19 protein-coding genes, 1 tRNA gene and 1 pseudogene are annotated in these 18796 nt (G+C 39.1%); 8 read left to right on the top strand and 13 right to left on the bottom strand.

All coding sequences use genetic code 11. The features are described 5' to 3' along the window. Nucleotides 1-140 precede the first annotated feature (140 nt). Nucleotides 141-665: a helix-turn-helix domain-containing protein gene (locus CGICJO_RS11495; protein WP_486499002.1), complete on the bottom strand. Its 525-nt coding sequence runs from the start codon at nucleotides 663-665 to the stop codon at nucleotides 141-143. A 289-nt stretch (nucleotides 666-954) separates the two neighbouring features. Between CGICJO_RS11495 and CGICJO_RS11500 the strand changes: the two genes are divergently transcribed. Both CGICJO_RS11500 and CGICJO_RS11505 read left to right on the top strand, forming a co-directional pair. Beyond that, the gene (locus CGICJO_RS11500) at nucleotides 955-1146 is read left to right on the top strand and encodes a helix-turn-helix domain-containing protein (RefSeq protein ID WP_216567192.1); all 192 of its coding nucleotides are present in this window, start codon (nucleotides 955-957) and stop codon (nucleotides 1144-1146) included. Then, nucleotides 1146-1982: pseudogene (locus tag CGICJO_RS11505) on the top strand (tyrosine-type recombinase/integrase); the annotation flags it as partial. The gene CGICJO_RS11500 and the pseudogene CGICJO_RS11505, both read left to right, overlap by 1 nt. Nucleotides 1983-2473: 491 nt before the next feature. Here the strand turns inward: CGICJO_RS11505 and CGICJO_RS11510 are convergent. Continuing rightward, on the bottom strand, nucleotides 2474-3073 hold the full coding sequence (locus tag CGICJO_RS11510) for an accessory gene regulator ArgB-like protein (protein ID WP_486499003.1): 600 nt from the start codon (nucleotides 3071-3073) through the stop codon (nucleotides 2474-2476). Next, nucleotides 3061-3207 (bottom strand): cyclic lactone autoinducer peptide, encoded by a 147-nt coding sequence (locus CGICJO_RS11515; RefSeq protein WP_087376170.1) that lies wholly within the window; start codon nucleotides 3205-3207, stop codon nucleotides 3061-3063. Before CGICJO_RS11515 ends, CGICJO_RS11510 begins: the two co-directional genes overlap by 13 nt. A 241-nt stretch (nucleotides 3208-3448) precedes the next feature. Here CGICJO_RS11515 and CGICJO_RS11520 point away from each other — a divergent pair, with 241 nt between their 5' ends. After that, nucleotides 3449-4168 carry a LytR/AlgR family response regulator transcription factor gene (locus CGICJO_RS11520; RefSeq protein ID WP_486499004.1) on the top strand — a complete coding sequence of 240 codons (720 nt, stop codon included), beginning with the start codon at nucleotides 3449-3451 and terminating at the stop codon, nucleotides 4166-4168. Beyond that, nucleotides 4165-5463, top strand: coding sequence for a sensor histidine kinase (locus CGICJO_RS11525; RefSeq protein WP_486499005.1), 1299 nt, complete (start codon nucleotides 4165-4167; stop codon nucleotides 5461-5463). Before CGICJO_RS11520 ends, CGICJO_RS11525 begins: the two co-directional genes overlap by 4 nt. A 44-nt stretch (nucleotides 5464-5507) precedes the next feature. On the opposite strand, the gene CGICJO_RS11530 is transcribed toward CGICJO_RS11525, so the two are convergent. Then, a complete protein-coding gene (locus CGICJO_RS11530; protein WP_486499006.1) occupies nucleotides 5508-6614 on the bottom strand; it encodes an RtcB family protein in 1107 nt (368 codons plus the stop codon). Between the two features lie 15 nt (nucleotides 6615-6629). Continuing rightward, entirely contained in the window at nucleotides 6630-7346 is a 717-nt protein-coding gene (locus tag CGICJO_RS11535; RefSeq protein ID WP_486499007.1) for a 2'-5' RNA ligase family protein, read from the bottom strand. Nucleotides 7347-7638: 292 nt separating this feature from the next. Here CGICJO_RS11535 and CGICJO_RS11540 point away from each other — a divergent pair, with 292 nt between their 5' ends. From CGICJO_RS11540 to nifU, 3 genes are read left to right on the top strand one after another with little or no spacing between them, the layout of a single operon-like run. Continuing rightward, nucleotides 7639-8925, top strand: coding sequence for an O-acetylhomoserine aminocarboxypropyltransferase/cysteine synthase family protein (locus CGICJO_RS11540; protein WP_486499008.1), 1287 nt, complete (start codon nucleotides 7639-7641; stop codon nucleotides 8923-8925). A 25-nt stretch (nucleotides 8926-8950) separates the two neighbouring features. Beyond that, nucleotides 8951-10141 carry a cysteine desulfurase NifS gene (gene nifS / locus CGICJO_RS11545; protein ID WP_486499009.1) on the top strand — a complete coding sequence of 397 codons (1191 nt, stop codon included), beginning with the start codon at nucleotides 8951-8953 and terminating at the stop codon, nucleotides 10139-10141. 9 nt (nucleotides 10142-10150) lie between these two features. Further along, nucleotides 10151-10588 (top strand): Fe-S cluster assembly scaffold protein NifU, encoded by a 438-nt coding sequence (gene nifU / locus CGICJO_RS11550; protein ID WP_486499010.1) that lies wholly within the window; start codon nucleotides 10151-10153, stop codon nucleotides 10586-10588. A gap of 75 nt (nucleotides 10589-10663) precedes the next feature. Here the strand turns inward: nifU and CGICJO_RS11555 are convergent, their stop codons facing one another. Then, the gene (locus CGICJO_RS11555) at nucleotides 10664-11452 is read right to left on the bottom strand and encodes a ZIP family metal transporter (protein ID WP_087376162.1); all 789 of its coding nucleotides are present in this window, start codon (nucleotides 11450-11452) and stop codon (nucleotides 10664-10666) included. Between the two features lie 54 nt (nucleotides 11453-11506). Next, a complete protein-coding gene (locus tag CGICJO_RS11560; protein WP_087376161.1) occupies nucleotides 11507-11929 on the bottom strand; it encodes a flavodoxin in 423 nt (140 codons plus the stop codon). Between the two features lie 251 nt (nucleotides 11930-12180). On the opposite strand from CGICJO_RS11560, the gene CGICJO_RS11565 reads away from it, so the two are divergent. Next, nucleotides 12181-12264, top strand: a tRNA-Leu gene (locus CGICJO_RS11565). A gap of 46 nt (nucleotides 12265-12310) precedes the next feature. Here CGICJO_RS11565 and CGICJO_RS11570 read toward each other — a convergent pair. From CGICJO_RS11570 to CGICJO_RS11595, 6 genes are all read right to left on the bottom strand, one after another. After that, nucleotides 12311-12724 carry a DUF1810 domain-containing protein gene (locus tag CGICJO_RS11570; RefSeq protein WP_486499011.1) on the bottom strand — a complete coding sequence of 138 codons (414 nt, stop codon included), beginning with the start codon at nucleotides 12722-12724 and terminating at the stop codon, nucleotides 12311-12313. Nucleotides 12725-12845: 121 nt separating this feature from the next. Next, nucleotides 12846-13445 (bottom strand): hypothetical protein, encoded by a 600-nt coding sequence (locus tag CGICJO_RS11575; protein WP_486499012.1) that lies wholly within the window; start codon nucleotides 13443-13445, stop codon nucleotides 12846-12848. Continuing rightward, nucleotides 13435-14424: a hypothetical protein gene (locus CGICJO_RS11580; RefSeq protein ID WP_486499013.1), complete on the bottom strand. Its 990-nt coding sequence runs from the start codon at nucleotides 14422-14424 to the stop codon at nucleotides 13435-13437. The genes CGICJO_RS11575 and CGICJO_RS11580 overlap by 11 nt, the downstream gene beginning before the upstream one ends. 48 nt (nucleotides 14425-14472) lie before the next feature. Continuing rightward, nucleotides 14473-15387: a hypothetical protein gene (locus CGICJO_RS11585; RefSeq protein WP_486499014.1), complete on the bottom strand. Its 915-nt coding sequence runs from the start codon at nucleotides 15385-15387 to the stop codon at nucleotides 14473-14475. A gap of 95 nt (nucleotides 15388-15482) precedes the next feature. Further along, complete coding sequence (gene proC / locus CGICJO_RS11590; protein WP_486499015.1) at nucleotides 15483-16289, bottom strand: pyrroline-5-carboxylate reductase; 807 nt, start codon at nucleotides 16287-16289, stop codon at nucleotides 15483-15485. A gap of 26 nt (nucleotides 16290-16315) precedes the next feature. Beyond that, entirely contained in the window at nucleotides 16316-18781 is a 2466-nt protein-coding gene (locus CGICJO_RS11595; RefSeq protein ID WP_486499016.1) for an SH3 domain-containing protein, read from the bottom strand. Between the last annotated feature and the right edge of the window lie 15 nt (nucleotides 18782-18796).

Here is an 18796-nt window from a genome sequence, read left to right on the forward strand (position 1 = left end):
CACTTGAACACCTTTATCGGATGTATCAAGTGGTTTGTGGGTAAAGAGTAATATCTTGTGGCTCACAAAAAACACCATATTAACATTAAACCCCGTACTGACGGAATAAAGTCAGTACGGGGTTTTTGTCGTTTGCGGGGTTATTTCAGTTTGTCCTTAAAGGCTTCTACAAGGGCATCGCTGAGTTCCTGCGACGGTACTTTCGCCCAAGTCTGTGTTGTATCTTTTTTGGGATAAGTATAGCGCCACTCATCGTATTGTTCTTTAGAAATCTCGCCGCTTCTGTATTTCTCAGCTTGTTCTGCCCAAGCAGTAAGCATTTGGAAAACAGAGTGGTCAACATTCGGCTTATTTCCATCAAAGACGATATGTACTTCGTTTTCGTTCTTTTCCACTCTTACGCCGTGCAAATCCTCAACGGCAAAAAGAGTATGTATAAAGCCAAGATCACTGTCAATATCGGGAATTCTGAGCGCCAAAGGCGAAACCTCAAGTACTCCTGCAAGAGATTTTACCAAATCTTCTTTCGGTGTTCTTGATCCTGATTCATACTGTGCCATACGAATGTCGGCAGTTTTTTGCGGAAAGCCCACAGCCTGACCGAGCCATTTTTGAGTCATACCTCTTAAATTTCTAAAGAAACGGATTCTTTCACCAATTGCCATTGCGCTTCCTCCTAACGATCTATTGACAATATACATTATACAGATACGATTAGTGTATGTCAATGCAACAAAAGCAAATAAATTTAATATTTTTTCTAAAACCGCTTGACTTTACTGAATTTGCTTAGTATAATAACAATACAGACTTAAACGAATAGCGTTAAGTTGATAAAAATTGAATAACCGTCGTACTTCACGGCAATGGCGTACCCGCCCGGGCAAATCGGAAAGCGGTCAGAAAGTATTCCGACACGAAATAAGGAGAACTATTTTTAAAGGAGGTGATTTTATGACAGATAAAACTTTTATGCGGGCAGATGAAGTTGCAGAGGAACTTGATGTATCAAAGGCTTACGCCTACAAGATTATCCGACAGCTCAACGATGAACTGAGTGCAAAGGGATTTATTACGGTTGCAGGGCGTGTCAGCCGACAGTATTTTAGTGAAAGAATTTACGGAGCAGAAAGGAGAGATGATTAATGCCCGTTTACAAGAATAAGGACAACGGCACTTGGTATGTGATGGCAAGGTATGTGAACTGGAAAGGCGAGCACAAGCAGAAATGCAAGCGTGGCTTTACCACAAAGAAAGAAGCGCAGGAATGGGAGCGGATGTTCCAGCTACAGAACTCCTCTGATCTTGATATGAGCTTTGAGGCTTTCACGGAGCTGTATATCAGAGATGTGAAAAACCGCCTGAAGGAAAACACATGGCTGACGAAGGAGCATATTATCCGCACGAAAATACTGCCCTTTTTCGGTAAGCTGAAAATCAGCGAGATTTCCACAAAGGAGATCATCACTTGGCAGAATGAAATGCTTGCCTATCGTGACGAGAAGAAAAAGCCGTACTCACAGACCTATCTGAAAACACTGCACAACCAGCTTTCAGCCATATTCAACCATGCTGTGCGCTATTATGAGCTGCGCTCCAATCCCGCCGCAAAGGTGGGAAATATGGGCAGCGAGGAACACAGGGAAATGCTGTTCTGGACGAAAGAGGAATATAAGAAGTTTTCCTTTGAGATGATGGACAAGCCCGTTTCCTTTTACGCCTTTGAAATGCTCTACTGGTGCGGTATCCGTGAGGGCGAGCTGCTGGCGCTTACGCCTGCGGACTTCGACTTTGACAAGGAAACGGTTACGATCAACAAGTCCTATCAGCGTCTGCACGGGGAAGATGTAATTACCACGCCGAAAACAAAGAAAAGCAACCGCACCATTAAAATGCCGCATTTTCTCTGTGAAGAAATGCAGGAGTATCTTGGTATGCTCTACGGACTCAAAAAGAAAGACCGTATCTTTACGGTAACGAAGATATTATAGAATCAGATATCTCAACGATAAAATCCTCATCTTTCATATCAATGTCCTTGTTCCTTTTAATTTTTTGCAAAACCGCAAATATCCCCATAATTAAAGGTGGTAATAAAACTGCCGCTGTAACTACCCACAAATACATTACTTACTCCTCAAAATCGCCGTATTTTCTTATTTGAACAATTGCATTTTTATGCTTTATATTATACTAACATATATAAATTATCGTGTCAATGAAATATATTTTTATTAAGAAATTATTAAGATTTTCAATTTTCTTTTATTTAATTTTATTTTAAGCAATACTTTTTTCTTTTACAAAGTTAAATTAACCCTTAAAAAGCCAATAGACCTTAGAAGAAGTTCTTCCAAGGTCTACCGTGTGATGAATAAGACATACTATCGCTATATTTAAGCGTAATAAGAGATTATCAATGTTAATTTTTTGGGAAACACGCAAAGGTTTTACAAAGCACAGCTTAAACCAATTATTGAAACTTTTTACTCTTCGCATACATTGAGAGCTTTCCTACAACAAGCAAAATTCCGTTAAACAGCATTGCCATGCCTATAGGTACAGAAAAAGGATTGCTGTAATACACAAGAATATATGATACTACAATAAGTGAAAAAGAAATTGCAATAGCCATAATTTTATATATCATTGCTTCTTTTCCGTTAATCCTTTTATTTTTGTTCTCCAACGGTGCAAAAAGTGCCGCCGACAAAAGAGAAAGCAATTCAAAAGCCAGAACTATTACAACTGAATCAAAGCTCTGAAGATATTTTATTATCAACATAAACACAACATTTGCCGACAGCGAAAACAACAGACAATAAATATACTTGCCCGCATGAAGTCCGCCGGAATATTTTCGCAGTATCTTAAAAACCAAGAAAAAAATCAGGTTTTCAAAAAACATTCCCATGCAAAGTCCGATAAGCAAAGTGCCTATGATGCATATGGATGACTGAACAATATTTGTCATGCTGTACTGATACAGTCGTTTTTTATTATCTTTTATCAGATCACGGCTTACAAAATAGTTTATTATCCTTTCGGAAAAACTGTCTATCACTTTATCCATTTGAAGTCATTTATCTCTTCTGGCTCTTCCGGCTGGTGAATATAGTAGCAGCTGGTTGAGTTTGCCAAAAAGAACAAAGTAAGTGTCATAAATCCAACAAACAATTTTGCTATTCTGTTTTTAACATTATTCATATGTATTCCTCTTTTCTGTAAAAATTAAATAATCTCTAAGCTCTAAACAAAGAGCCTTAACTGTTAGGTTTATTTTAACACAAATTCCTTTACTTTTGTTATTATTGGTAAAAACGATATTAAATCCGGCAAAAACGATATCAAATATATTTCGTTCCATATTTTTGTAAAATATATAATCAAAAAATCCGTGATGACAATATGTGTTTTTTATTGTATAATATACATCAGGAGTGATTCTATGCTGAAAGTTTTGATTTGCGACGATGATGTAAATATTACCAATAAAGTTCAAACACTAATAAATGAAATAAAAAATAAATACCGCTGTAAATTTGAAATAACTGTCAGGAACAGCGGTGAATTTGTCACGGGCGAAAATTCCTATTACGACATTGCCATTGTTGATATCGAAATGCCGGGAATAAGCGGCCTTGAGGTTTCTGAAAAACTAAAATCTGCAAATCCGGATGTTCTTATTATAGTTCTCACTTCATTTTCTAATTATCTCGACAGCGCTATGAAAATTCAGGTTTTTCGTTATCTTTCAAAGCCTATAGATATTGAAAGATTTAACCGAAATTTTCTTGAGGCAATAGAAGCCAACAAAGAAATCAGCAAACAAATCATAATACAAAACAGCGACAGCGTTTACACCGTTAAAACAAAGGATATTTTGTACATAGAAAATCAAAAACACGGCTCTGTTGTGGTCACAAAGCAACGGAAATTCGACACAAACAAAAAGCCAATCGAGTGGGACGAAATAATAAATCAGCCCAACTGCTTTGTTTTCTCCCATAAGAGCTTTCTTGTAAATCTACAGAACGTGGTAAATTTCAATAAACACTCCGCCACTTTTCAATGCGGCAGTGATTTAGTGGAAATCCAGTGTGTTTCTCAGCGAAAATACACTGATTTTAAAAATAAATTCTTCGCATTTGCAGGGGGGATTAAATGACAACTGCCTGCTACTTTTTTGCCTATCTTTTTGAAACCTTAATTTCTTTCATTTATTTTGACCGCAAATTTGAAAGGAAGCTTTCATATAAAAAGTGCTTTATTGTTTACAGTCTTTCTTTTTTAATACAATATGCAGTAAGCTACATAGGTATTCCAAACCTTAACCTTTCAGCCTTTCTGCTGTGTAACTTTTTATTTTGTTTTATCTGCTTTGATGCCGACGCATTGCAGAGCGCTCTTAACTCAATTCTTTTGGCTTCCATAATGCTTGTAACCGAGCTGTGTATTCTATATGTATTCCGGCTTGTTTTCGGTATTGATGTGACGGCGCATACCACAAACAGCACGGTTTTACTGCTTCAAAGCATATGTACAAAGCTTTTTTACTTCTTTGTTTCATTTATAATATTGAAGCTTTCCTCAAAAGAAGACGGGAAATCCTTTAGGGTTTCCAAAGCCTATCTGCTGTTTTTGCTTCCTTTAGCTTCAATTATTTTGCTTCTTGGAATAGTATACGTAACTGAAAAATATCCTGCTGAGGATAATGTGTACAGGCTCTTCAGTATATCCGCTGTGTTGCTTTTGTACTCAAATATCGTAGTATTCTGGATTCACGAGCAGACTATAAAAACCCAAAAAGAAAATATGGATTTACAGCTGCAAAAACAAAAATCAGAAATCGACACCGAATACTATGCTATTCTTCAAGAGCAGTACGAAAACTCAAATATTCTCATTCATGATATAAAACGTCATCTTTTGTCTATTAAGGAGCTTTCCGCAGAAAAGGATTTCACAGCTATAAACAACTATATAGACAATCTCTATCAATCATATCAGATAAAGAGAATAAAGAAATACAGCGACAACAAGCTTGTAAACGCAATAATCAACAGATACGCCGCCCTATGCGACGAAAAACAAATCTCCTTTTACTGTGACATAAGGAATATAGATTTTTCATTTATAAGCGACAACAATCTTACGGCTGTCCTTGACAATATGCTTGACAACGCCGTAACTGCCGCAGAAAAATCGGATAAGAAAAATATTGAGTTCACAATAAAACCTATTAACACAAATTTCATTGTGATAAATATGGAAAACTCCAGCTCCTGTGAACCGAAAATCAAAAACGGAAAGCTTATCACAACCAAAGAAAACAAAGCTTTTCACGGTTTTGGAATTAAAAGTATTCAGCGAATTGCAAAGGAATACGACGGAAATATTGATTACAATTTCGATAAGGAAAAAATGGTATTCAAATTCAGCGTTGTATTAAAAATAATCTAACAAAAACACCGCCTCGGTTTCAAAACTAAGGCGGTGTTCTTTTATTATTCGCTGGCTTTAAAATTATATATCGGCTTTATTATTTTATCAACTGTCACCGTATCACCTATGTTTTTAAGAATTTCATCCATAGGTTTATATACAAAAGGTGCTTCGTCCAAAGTTTCCCTTGAAATACAGGAGGTAAAAATTCCGTCCATGGATTTCTTAAACTGGGAAAGTGTAAAATTGTCCGCTACTTCCTTGCGGCTCATAATTCTGCCTGCACCGTGTGGAGCTGAACAGTTCCAATCGCTGTTTCCCAGTCCCGTACAGATAAGGCTTCCGTCACGCATATTCATTGGAATTAAAAGCTTCTCTCCCCTTTGTGAGGAAACCGCTCCCTTTCGCAAAACCATATTTTCAATATCTATATAGTTGTGAACAGTTGAAAAGCTTCCCTCCTCGTGAAGCTTCATTCCCTTTAAAATAATCTCTTTTATTATTCTTCTGTTAACCTGAGCATATCTCTGCATTATTTCCATATCATGGAGATAATTTTCCATATCCCAGCCTGAAAGATAAGCAAGCTCATAGGGAATATCACTTTGATTTCTTCCCCCAAGGGCCTCGAATGCCTTTTCCTGATAGAATTCAGCAACTCTAAGGCCTAAATTGCGGCTTCCTGTGTGGATAACGAGATAAAGGTCATCGCCCTCTTTATCAACTTCAATAAAATGGTTGCCACCTCCCAGAGTTCCTATGCTTTCTCTTGCCCTTTTGTCCCCTATTTTTTCAAGGCATTTAAGCTCTGTTATATCAACAAGCTCATGTCCGCTGTGGGGAGTTGCTCTGACACTTTTTCCGCTGGGTATTTCTTTTTTTATAAGACTGTCAAGCTTAGGAAGCTCTATTCTCTTTTCTTTAAGCTTAACAGTCAGCATTCCGCATCCGATATCTACACCAACCATATTTGGAACAACAAAATTTTCTATTGTCATGGTTGTGCCTATGGTACAGCCTTTTCCCGCATGTACGTCCGGCATAATTCTTATTTTGCTATGGCTGAAAATCTCCATATCACATACAGCTTTAAGCTGACCTTCCGCAGAGATTTCCAAATTATCTGTAAAAACTTTTGCTGTATTATATTTTCCTTTTACTTCTATCATAAATTACCTCTTTAACTAATAATAGCTGTTCATATCTTCAAAAATCTGATAAACAAGGTCTTTTTCTGCAAATGTAACAGACAGCTTTTCCTCTGACAAACATTCAATGGTATAGCGAAGCTTTTCTACTTCACTGCCGCTATAGCTGCCCGGTTTAAAATAAGCCAAGGTGACATGAGGTGTAAAGGGATAGCTAAGACTGTACACCTCATCAACTTTTCTATAAATATCTGTCAAAATGTCCCAGTCCCTTTGGGTGCAGGGTTCAAGCCCCAGAACAATGCTGGTATTTACCATATTAAAAGCCCATGTTGACTGCAAGTTTATTTTAAAAGGCTTTTTTCTTAGGTCAGATAAAATATTTTGGATTTTGTCACCCAGCTTCTTCATATCCTCCTGTGACACTTCCTCAGGCAAACCGTTCATAAGGTCGTGGAGCGTCATGTGCAGAGTATTTTCTCTAAGCTTTTCTGACAGCATCCTATGACACATGGTGTAAAGAACCTGCTGAAAATAAATCACCCTGTCTTTAAAACCATTATTATCATTCAGAAGAAAAACAGTTGTGTTTCCTATAAATTTTTTCATTTTTCCGTTTTCATCGACTTTTTTGCTTAGCCCTCCTGCTGTATTGAAAGAACCGAAATCATTGAGATATATGCTGTTGCTTTCAAAACCGTAAACTCTGTTTTTAAATTCTTCTAATGTTTCACGCTTTTTATTTTCAGACATAGTCTTTCACCCCTTAATAATCAATTTTTTACAGTATATCATATTTAATTAAAATGTCAATAAAAAACAAAACAATATATCATTATCCGTTTCATTAAGTCCTGTTTTATGGAATAAATTTCATATTCCTATTGACAAGATAGGTTTATCAAGATATAATCATATTAACCTATAAGAAAGGTATGATTATATGCTTAAACTGTTTTCTAAGCTTTTAAGAAAAAATTATCGTTTCGGACGAATGTGCCGCTGTTGACAGACAGAAAATAACATGCAGACGAAAGGATTTTATATGAAAAAGAATTATAAATTTGAAACTATACAGATACACGCAGGACAGGAAAATCCGGACCCAGCAACAGATGCAAGAGCTGTTCCTATTTACGCTACGACAGCATATGTCTTTAATGATTCTGCCCAAGCCGCAGGACGTTTTAACCTAAGCGAAGGCGGAAACATCTACACAAGACTTATGAACCCAACCTCTTCTGTTTTTGAAGAGAGAATTGCCGCACTTGAGGGCGGCGCCGCAGCTTTGGCAACAGCTTCAGGTTCAGCGGCTATCACCTATGCAGTGCAAAATATAGCTGTGGCAGGCGACCACATTGTTGCATCAATGAATTTGTACGGAGGTACGTACAATCTTTTTGCAAATACTCTCCGTGATCAGGGTTTGGAAACTACTTTTGTAGACCCCAGAGAGCCTGAAAACTTTGAAAAAGCAATAAAGGAAAACACAAAGCTTATCTATGCTGAAACTCTTGGAAATCCAAATTCAAATGTAATCGACCTTGAGGCTATTTCAGCTATTGCCCACAAGCACGGCATACCTTTTATTGTAGACAGCACCTTTACAACACCTTATCTTTTAAGACCTATTGAACATGGGGCAGATATTGTGGTTCATTCAGCCACAAAATTTATAGGCGGTCACGGAACTGTTATGGGCGGAGTTATAATAGATTCGGGAAAATTTGACTGGACACAAAACGACAAGTTCCCGGGAATTACAAAGCCCAATCCATCCTATCACGGAACGGTTTTCTCGGAAATCTGCGGAAATCTCGCCTATATTGTAAAGCTGAGAACAACACTCATGAGAGATCAGGGAGCGGCAATCTCACCTTTTAACTCTTTCCTTTTATTGCAGGGACTTGAAACTCTTTCTTTGAGAGTTGAACGCCATGTTCAGAACGCATTAAAGGTTGTGGAATTTCTCAATAGTCATCCGCAGGTGGAAAAGGTTAACCACCCTTCCCTTGCAAAGGGCAGAGAAAAGGAGCTTTACAACAGATATTTCCCAAATGGAGCCGCTTCTATATTTACATTTGAAATAAAAGGCGACGGAGAAAAGGCGAAAAAGTTTACAGAAAGCCTTGAGCTTTTCTCATTGCTTGCAAACATTGCAGATTTAAAAAGTCTTGTAATTCATCCTGCTTCAACAACTCATTCCCAGCTTTCACAGGAAGAGCTGTTAGCTTCAGGAATTAAACCAAACACAATACGTCTGTCAATCGGCACCGAACACATTGACGATATCTTGGCAGACCTTGAAAACGGTTTTAACGCCGTAAAATAGATACCAAATAAAAGGAGGTACAAAAATGAAAGTATACGCAGACAATGCGGCTACAACAAAGATGAGTCCCATTGCTATTAAAACAATGGTTAAATATATGGAAAATGTATACGGAAACCCCTCAAGCCTACATTCTGTAGGTCGGGAGGCTGCCGAAGCTTTATCTCAGGCGAGAGAAACTATTGCAAAATATCTCGGCTGTTCACCAAAAGAGATTTACTTCACCTCAGGCGGAAGCGAAGCCGACAACCAGGCTATTATCTCCGCCGCAGAAATAGGATTAAGAAAAGGCAAAAAGCATATTATCTCAACAGCCTTTGAACATCACGCAGTTCTGCATACTCTAGACCGATTGTCAAAGAAAGGCTTTGAAATTGAGCTTTTACCGGTTGATGAAAACGGAATGATAAAGCCACAGCAGGTTGCAGACGCCATAAGAGAAGATACCTGTCTTGTGACAATAATGTACGCAAACAACGAAATAGGAACTATACTTCCCATATCTGAGATTGGAAAAATCTGCCGTGAAAAAGGGGTTATTTTCCACACCGACGCAGTTCAGGCTGCCGGACATCTTCACATAGATGTTGAAAAGGAAAACATCGATTTGCTTTCCCTCTCCGCCCATAAGTTCCACGGACCAAAGGGCATCGGCGTTCTTTACGCAAGAAAAGGCGTTCCCCTTACAAATTTAATTGACGGCGGCGCACAGGAGCGAGGCAAGCGTGCCGGAACTGAAAATATTCCAGCAATTATGGCTATGGCGTCAGCCTTTGAGGAAGCCTGCGAAAAAATTGACAGCAATTCAGATTATCTTATTCCTCTCCGCAACAAACTTATCGACGGACTTTTAAAAGTCCCCCACTCCGCTTTAAACGGTGACAAAGAAAATCGACTGCCGGGAAACGTAAGTATTTGTTTCGAGGGCATAGAGGGTGAAAGTTTACTGCTTTTGCTTGATGCAAAAGGTATTTCCGCTTCCTCAGGTTCTGCCTGTACCTCAGGTTCCCTTGACCCAAGCCATGTGCTTTTATCAATAGGCAGACCACACGAAATCGCTCACGGCTCTTTAAGACTTTCCCTCTGTGAATACAACACAGAAGAGGAAATCGACTACATGATTGAAACTGTTCCACAGGTGGTAAATTATCTGAGAAACATCTCCCCTCTTTGGAAAGACAAAGAAAAGGGCAGAAAAGAATATATTTTGAAATGAGGTGGCTTTATGGCATTATACAGTGAAAAAGTAATGGACCATTTTATGAACCCAAGAAATCTTGGCGAAATTGAGAACGCCGACGGAATAGGCGAAGTTGGAAACGCCAAATGCGGCGATATAATGAAAATATACTTGAAAGTAGATAAAAATATAATCACCGATGTAAAGTTTGAGACTTTCGGATGCGGTTCCGCCATCGCTTCAAGCTCTATGGCGACAGAAATGATTAAAGGAAAGTCTATAGATGAAGCACTAAAGCTTTCAAACAAAGCGGTCGCGGAAGCTCTGGACGGTTTGCCGGCTCACAAAATGCACTGCTCGGTTTTAGCCGAGGAAGCAATAAAAGCGGCTGTACAGGACTACTACAATAAAATGGGCATTGACTACAATACCGAAGAATTCCCAAACTGCGAAACATGCGGACACTGCTGTGGTAAACATTGAGATAAAATTTAACATATAAAATGCCGTCCTATATGGGACGGCATAATTTTTTGCAGTATTAAAATTTTTACATTATCAGCCAAGAGCTGTATCAAGTATCATCATTATCAGGAAACCAACCATTATACTAATAGTTCCCAGGTTTGAATGTTCACCCATCTGTGATTCGGGGATAAGCTCTTCAACTGTTACATATATCATGGCGCCTGCGGCAAATGACAAAAGCCAAGGCATTATTGAGCTTACTGTTCCTGCCAGCAGTACCACACTTATTCCGAAAATAGGTTCCACTATTCCCGACATACTTCCATATAAAAATGAACGTGTGCGGCTTAGTCCCTCTTTTCTTAACGGAAGGGATATTGCCGCTCCTTCAGGAAAATTCTGTATTCCTATTCCCAAGGCAAGAGCCATGGCGGCTGACAGATTTCCCATATTTCCCTCTTGCATTGCCAAAGCAAACGCAAGGCCAACTGCCATTCCCTCAGGTATATTGTGCAGCGTCACTGCCGTCACCAAAAGAGTTGTTCGCTTTTTATGTATATACTTTTCCGAGGGTTTATTTTGGTCTATATGAAGATGAGGCAATAAAAGGTTCAGCGTCATAAGAAACACAACACCCAGAGCAAATCCAAATGCAGACGGAATCCACCCTGGTACTCCCATTTTCTCAGATTCTTCAATAGCCGGCAAGAGTAAACTCCAAAAAGAAGCAGAAATCATGACACCTGCTGCAAATCCTAAAAACACACGTTGTGTCTTGGTATCAGGTTCTTTTTTAAATAAATAAACCAAAGCCGAACCCAAAGTTGTCATCAAAAATGTAAAACCGGTTCCTAAAGACGCATACAGCAAACCTTTCATAGCACATCCCATATTCTAATATAATATAGTTCTATTATATTAAAAAATGACAAATCAGGCAAGTGCTTTTCCGAGATTTTTGCAGTCGTTTTCAGCATCACGGTCAGGGGCTTCATTGCATATTACACCGTCCATAACAAGCTGGGCTCCGTCTCCCCTGCAGGTTTCTTCCCAATTTCTCATCCATTCACCGTCGCCCCAGCCGTAAGAACCAAAGAGTCCTATTTTCTTTCCGGAAAGCTTTGATTCACAGCCTATAAACATTGGTTCAAACTCATCTTCCTCCAGCTGCTCTGCTCCCATTGATGGGCATCCGAAAGCTACTGCGTCAAAGTTATCCATAAGTCCGCCGTCAAATTCCATTGCTGTAAACAATGTAACCTCAGCTCCCGCCTCTTTTGCGCCCTCTGCAACAAAATTAGCCATGGCCTCGGTGTTTCCTGTACCGCTCCAATAAACTATTGCTACTTTACTCATATAAAAACCTCTTTTCTTTGTATTTAGTTAGATTAAACTAACTTGTTTCTAAAAATAAAAGTTAGCTTTAACTAACCTTTATTTAGTTATACTACAATAACTCTGTTTTGTCAAGCTGTTTTTTTAATAATTTGAAATAATAGGAGATCAAGCAGTTTTAAGAAATATAAAAATATTTTTTGTAAAAAAGTGTTGACAAACACTCAGCTATCTGATATAATAATCAACGTTGACCGACAAAGTTAATAAATGCGAGTGTGCTGGAATAGGCAGACAGGCACGTTTGAGGGGCGTGTGTCCATGACGTACGAGTTCAAGTCTCGTCACTCGCACCAATCAACACCGAGTTCTTAGAACTCGGTGTTTTTGTTTTTTTATAAATTACTTATTAAGCTTTTCCAGAGTAAATCCGTCTTCTTCTCCGTTATAGAACTTATCCAAAACTTTTTTGAAAATTTCATTTCCGCTTACTTCGTAAAATAAAGTCATTGATGACTTTAACTTTCTGTTGTCGGGATATCCCATAACCTCATATGGGTCGCTGCTGTCAGTGGAAAGCAACGCCGAGGAAATTTCCAAAATTCTGTTCCAAAGTACAGGATTACTTATATATTCTTCCGCCTCTTTTTTATCTTTAATTGCGTAATACATAGCTGTGGAACTGGTTCCAAGTCCCTCAATCTGAGGAAATATGTACCACATCCAGTGCGAAACCTTCTTGCCGTTTTTTATTTCTTTCAGCGCAGTGTCGTAAGAGTACTCCTGTGCTTTAAGAAATCTTTCCAAATCTGCCATTTCTATCCCTCCTGCTATTTATTAAGTTTAATTCTACCATTTCTTTAAAATTATGTCTATAGTTTTAATTATTTTAGCAAATACAAAAGCACACAGCCTTTAAAAACTGTGTGCTTTACTTTTAAGCTCTTTCAAAATAAACTGTGAAATTGTATCTCGGAACAAGAATATAAATTATATTTCCGTCGCCGTCTTTTGTCAGATTAAAAATATCACTTTTGCCGTTTGCATATGTAACTTCAAGACTGTCATCATTTATTGTAAATGTTCCATGTCCTTCGTCTTCGCTTTTCATTGTTCCCAACACAAGCTCAAAACTTCCGTCCTCTGACAATGTAAGTCCGTTTTCAATCTCATAGAAATCATTTCCGAAAGCCTCATTGAAGCTTATCTCTTCCCCTGTCAAGCCGTCTTCTACTTTAGAGGGCTTCCAGGTTCCGTAACAGGAGGTTCTGTCTGCTGTTTCCTGCTGTGTCTCGGAAATCGGTTTAGCTTCGGTTACTGCTTCTGTTTCAGTGGCTTCTGTTATCTCTTCTGTGGATGAACTGCTTTCCTCTGTTCTGGATTCTTCAGTCTCAACCGTCTGAGTTTCACCTGTTGTATTTTCCGTTGTAGCTTCCGTACTTCCATTATCAAAAACCACGAAAGTCAGAATTATACCTAAAACAATGACGGAAACAATTCCCAGCACCAATCCGCCGAATACTTTTTTACCTTCCATCCTCTAAATTCTCCTGTCTTTCCAGTTCTTTAATCAAAACGCTTCTCTTAACCATCTTTCCGTTATGGAAAATATAGTCGTCGTCGTTTCCGCTTTCTGCAATTCTCTGAAGATTCTCTGCTACACGCTGAGTTTCTTCCGGCGTTCTCTGCTTTTCTATCTCCTCTGGGCTTTGGGCCATTTTCTCCAAGCCTCGTTTAATTCCTGAATCGTAGTTTATCTTTCTGTCGATAAAATCTATGACACCGAAGTTTATAACAAAGGAAACAAGAGCAGGCAAAAACAAAAGTATTACACACCAATAAACTATATTTCCCACAAGATTAAAGCTGGTTAAATACTCGCCGAGAGCTACAATGGCTATAACCAAAACAAGTCTTAAAAGTGTTCTGTAGTTATATCTTGCCTTATAGAAGCTGAGATAAAAACTGTTTTTAAAAACATACTTCATGCCCTTATCTGTGCTTACGGCGAGTGAACAGAGATAAAAGGCTACAAACAGTATTATTACAATAAATATTCCGCACAATCCCATAAACAGGTACATTGTGACCATTTCTTCCGACATGTAGTAATACAGCAGGAAGGAATAAAGGGATACTATTGTAAAAGGATAGAGAATAACACCTATAAGAAGAAATCGCAGACCCTTACCAATCAAAGCTTCCTTAAATGTTTGAAATACATTTATATCACGGTTTCCTCTCGCCAGTTCCGCAGTTACCTTTGTAAGTCCTCCAAAGAAAGGCATACAAAAGATAATTGATAAAAATGCCAGGAGCATGAGATTATCTCCGGTTATTACACTAAGCCATGTGAGCACTCCTGCGATTATTCCCGATGGTATTAAAAACAACAGGTTTGCGCAAAACAGCTTTTTAAAGTTACTGCCATAGCTTTTGCAAAGCTTTATCATTCCGGGGCGCTGTTCAAAGCTGTATTGCTTTTTACCCTTGGTGGTCTTTAATTTTTTCGCCATAACCAAACTTCCCTTATTTTAAAATTCCTTATTCAAATACATTGCCGATTATAAATCAAACATGTTGGAACATAATGTCCACATAACCGTATTCACTAAAGATGCGGCGGTGGCAAGTATCATCATAGAACCGCTTTTATACATGTAGTCCTTTATATTATCCTTGATCCATCCGCTGTCCTGCTGTACTGTAAACATAAATTTTCCCAAAGCAGATGACATTCTAACCGCATATCCGCTTTGTATAATCATTGAAAAAGCAAACACAAATATACCGGGAGCTATAATCAGAAAATAATAATTCATTCCCCATTCATATGTAACGCCTAAATAAGAGGCTACAAGTCCTGTTTCAAAGCCTTTGAAAAGACACACAAATGGTATAACTCCCATTCCCCAGGGTGAAAGTCCAACAAGAAAAATCACTGAAAGATAAATGAAGTTTACTGCAAAAGCAGAGGAAAAAACCTGTAGACTGCTGTTTGTCCCCTCTCCTGCATTTGTAAACATCAGAAACTCAAGACTTTTCACTATATCCATATCAATGCCGGCGGCTGCCGCTGTTCCGGCTATTACGCCCAGCAAAACTACAAACGCAAAGAGCACGGACATTCCGTACTTTTTCAGATTTTCGCTGTCTTTCCCTTTTACTGCGTTTAATGGTACCGGGATTTCCCCTATATCATATTTTTCTTTTGGATTATAAACTTGTCTTTCCGGCTTTCGTACATCGGGTCTTTCCAACATTTCCGCCGTATATTCTGTATTAGGCTCTCTGTAAAAGACTTCTCCAGACGGCTGATGACCGGATAGGTTTCCCTGGGAATCTCGGAAAAAGCCTCTTCCCGAAGCTGTTCTGCGCTGGGGTTCGGCTTTTCCGCTTTCCTCATATTCAGGATTTTTCAGCAAAACATTCCTGTCTTTTTGTTTAAAGGGTTTTAATGATAATACCAGACCTTTCATAATATCCTCCTTTTGGTTTGTCCTTTTACTGGATATTATGCTTGACCTATGTATTTTATACCCATTAAAATTTTATGCCTGCTTGACTTTTAAAATTATTTTCCAAGCTCTTCTGCTCTCTTTGTGCAGGCGTCCATTGCCTCTTTTATGGTTTCGCAGAAATTATTCTCGTTGAGCTTATTTACAGCCTCAATAGTTGTACCGCCCTTTGAGCAAACCTTTCCGATAAGTGTGTCTGGGTCATCGCCGCTTTCCATAAGCATTGCGGCGCTTCCCTCCAAGGTTGCACAGAAAAGCTTTAAAGCTGTGTTCTCGTCTATTCCCTGTGACTTTGCATACTCAACAACAGCCTTTGCAAACATATAGATATAAGCAGGACTGCTTCCGTTTACGGAAATTATGCTATTCATGTGCTTTTCTTCAACAACTTCCGCTGTTCCGTTAAGGGAGAACATGCTCTTTACAATTCCGAAATCTCTGGTTGAAACATTTTCAGAGGGGCAAATTGCTGTTGCACCCTTTCCCAAAAGCAATGGTGTGTTTGGCATAACACGCACTACAGGGCATTTCATACCAAGCTGTTCTCTGACATAATTTATTGAAATACCTGCGGCTATTGAAACAATTACCTTCTCCTCTGTCATTGTTCCCTTAATCTGCTCCAGCACCTCAGCGTAATTCTGAGGCTTTACTGCCAAAACGATTATATGGCACATTTCAGCAAGCTTTTCTGCTTCTGAAACAACCTCAATACCGATTTCAGTTGACAAGTTCTGAGCCTTGTCCATATCCACATCGCATACGCAGATTTTATCAGGCTCTACAACACTGTTTCCTACAAGACCTTTTATTATGGCTGTAGCCATATTTCCTGCGCCTATGAAACCAAAAACATAATCCATTTTATATCCTTCTCTCTGATATTATTTTATCCCACACCAAAACTGCTGTCCAAATGACAGTAATAATGGTAACCATATTTATTATTTCTTCCGTCAAGGATATAGTCGCCGTGGAAGAATATCTCCATTTCGTCTATTCTTCTGTAAAGCAGTCCCCAATAGCAGGTTGTTCCCGCATGATGATAAACAAGGGTTACCTCTTTCATGGCTTCTTCATCCACGTTATTGAGGTCTCTGCCTGTTGCGACGGCAAACGTCACATAGCTTGCATATACATATCCCTCTGTACCATATGAATCCCTTACATGGTACCAATCGTCAGTGCTTCCTGAAAGAAGTGTGACTTTTTCTCCAAGCTCAAACTCTCTCATTTTATTGTAATTGGTGGACGGGCCCTCTCTAAAGGCAACATATGTGCCGTTAATTGTTCCTGTATCGCCAACGGACGGAGTACCTGTTCCTGAGGAGCCGCTTCCGTATATCAGCACGTCCATAACGTCGCTGTCATACAGAACGCCGGAACCCAAATTATAAACCATACTTACCAAAGCGTCATACTGCTGTTGGTTAAACTTTACACCGTTTGAAATCAGATAGTTATTGACTGCTTTTGAGTAATATCCAAGGTTTACGGTCTGATAAAGATATGCCAAACCTTCCTGCTTTGTTATATGATTATAGAAGCTTGAACCAACTCCCACAACCTTTCCGTATCCCAAAGTTGGGTCTTTTCCGGTTATGGAGTCTATTGTCACTTCGCTTAAAAAGCCTTCATAATTTGATATCAGAGCTATACCCTCATCACTTGTTCTGTGTTCTTCACAGACAGTTCTCTTTGGGTCGTCTACACTTGTCACAAAAGCATCTGTAACGCCGTCACTGCATGTCTCCCATTCTCCCCTTTTATTCTGAGAATAGGTAACTACAGAATATTTTCCTGGTGAGTAAAGGGTCTTTGTGCCTTTCCAGATAATTGTTCCGCCGTTTTCGGTTTTCTCATCTGCGTAAACAGTGAAGTTTTCACCGCCCATTGACACTTCAAATTTTACAGCCTGCTGTTCTTTTCCTGTTATTGCAATAAAGGTCATAACTCCGCCGGAATATCCGGAGTTCGGAGAAGTATAGGCAAATCTCTGAGGTGCCGCCTCTGTAACCTTTACCATACATGAAACATTTCCTTTAGAGGATTTTCCTCTTATGACTGTTGTTCCCGGGTTCTGTCCCTCTATATAAACATAGGATGAGCTACCAACCGGGTCCCAGTCAACCTGCGCAATGCTTGTATTGTCAGATGACCAAACTGCGTCGGAACCTGAACAGGACACCATATAGGATTTTCCTGCCGGAATTTCTATATATGTATGTGAAATGCTTCCGCCTGAGGACGGTGTTGTAACTGTCACTTTAAAGCTCTTCTCATAAGAACCGTTATAGGCTGTTATTGTGGCTTCTCCTGAGGACTTTCCGTAAATTGTTCCCCCTGAAACTGTAGCCACGCTTTCATTTGAGCTTTTCCAGCTTAAATCTGTATCACCGAAAACCTTAACCGAATATCTTTCTCCAACATATACGGAAACCGCTGTTTCCAATATTTCGAAATCTCCGCCTGAGCTTTCGGATTCTGTGGTTTCCTCAGTAGGCTCAGGAGTAGGCTCTGTATTGCTTTCATCTTTTTCAACAGTGATACTCATCGACTGGCTTTTTTCGGAAAAGGGAGATGTTACGGTTATTACAGCCTGTCCCTCACTATTTGCAGTTATTCTTCCCACAGAAGAAACAGACGCAACATCATTGTCAGAGCTGTTGTAATACATAAGTCCGCTGGCTCCATAGTTTGTAGACAGAGTCGGTGAAATCAAATATGTTTCTCCCTCTTTCAATGTCACACTGTTTTCAAGTAAAACAAAGTCGCCGGCATACATATTAGATGTTATCTGTGAATTGATATTAGGTGTTTCCTCCGGAGTAAAGGATGGAGCTTCATATTTTTTGAGTTCAACAATAAACAAATCCTGATTTACATATCCGGAAGTTCCGTCGGAAAGCTGAACCTTCGCCCAGTCACAGTCAGAGTTATCTGTAACCGTAACACTTTCCCCTGACTTAATACTGCCAACGCTTTGAGAACCTGAGCTTTTATCACTGTAAACATTTATATTCTCTGTGGCATATCCACTCATTGAAACCTGAGAACCCTCAGATTTATTGAGATATCTGGTGCTTGTATATCCTTTCAATCCGCTTGAGGTTTCTATATACGCCCAGCTGTTATAGCTGTCCTCTAAAAGAGTAACAGCCCGGTCATTATCTAAATATCCAAGCACATTGGAGCTGAGGGAAGCCGCATCACGCACACGCACCGATGAACCTGTGCAGTAAATTTGAAAGCTCTCCTCCGCCGAAACTGAATAAGGCAATGAACTAAAAAGCACAGTCACCGCCAACAAAAATGATATCAAGCTTATGGGAAGCCTGTATCTTAAATTTCTCAAATTTTATCACCTGCC

The sequence above is a fragment of the Candidatus Limousia pullorum genome (genome assembly GCF_057405065.1).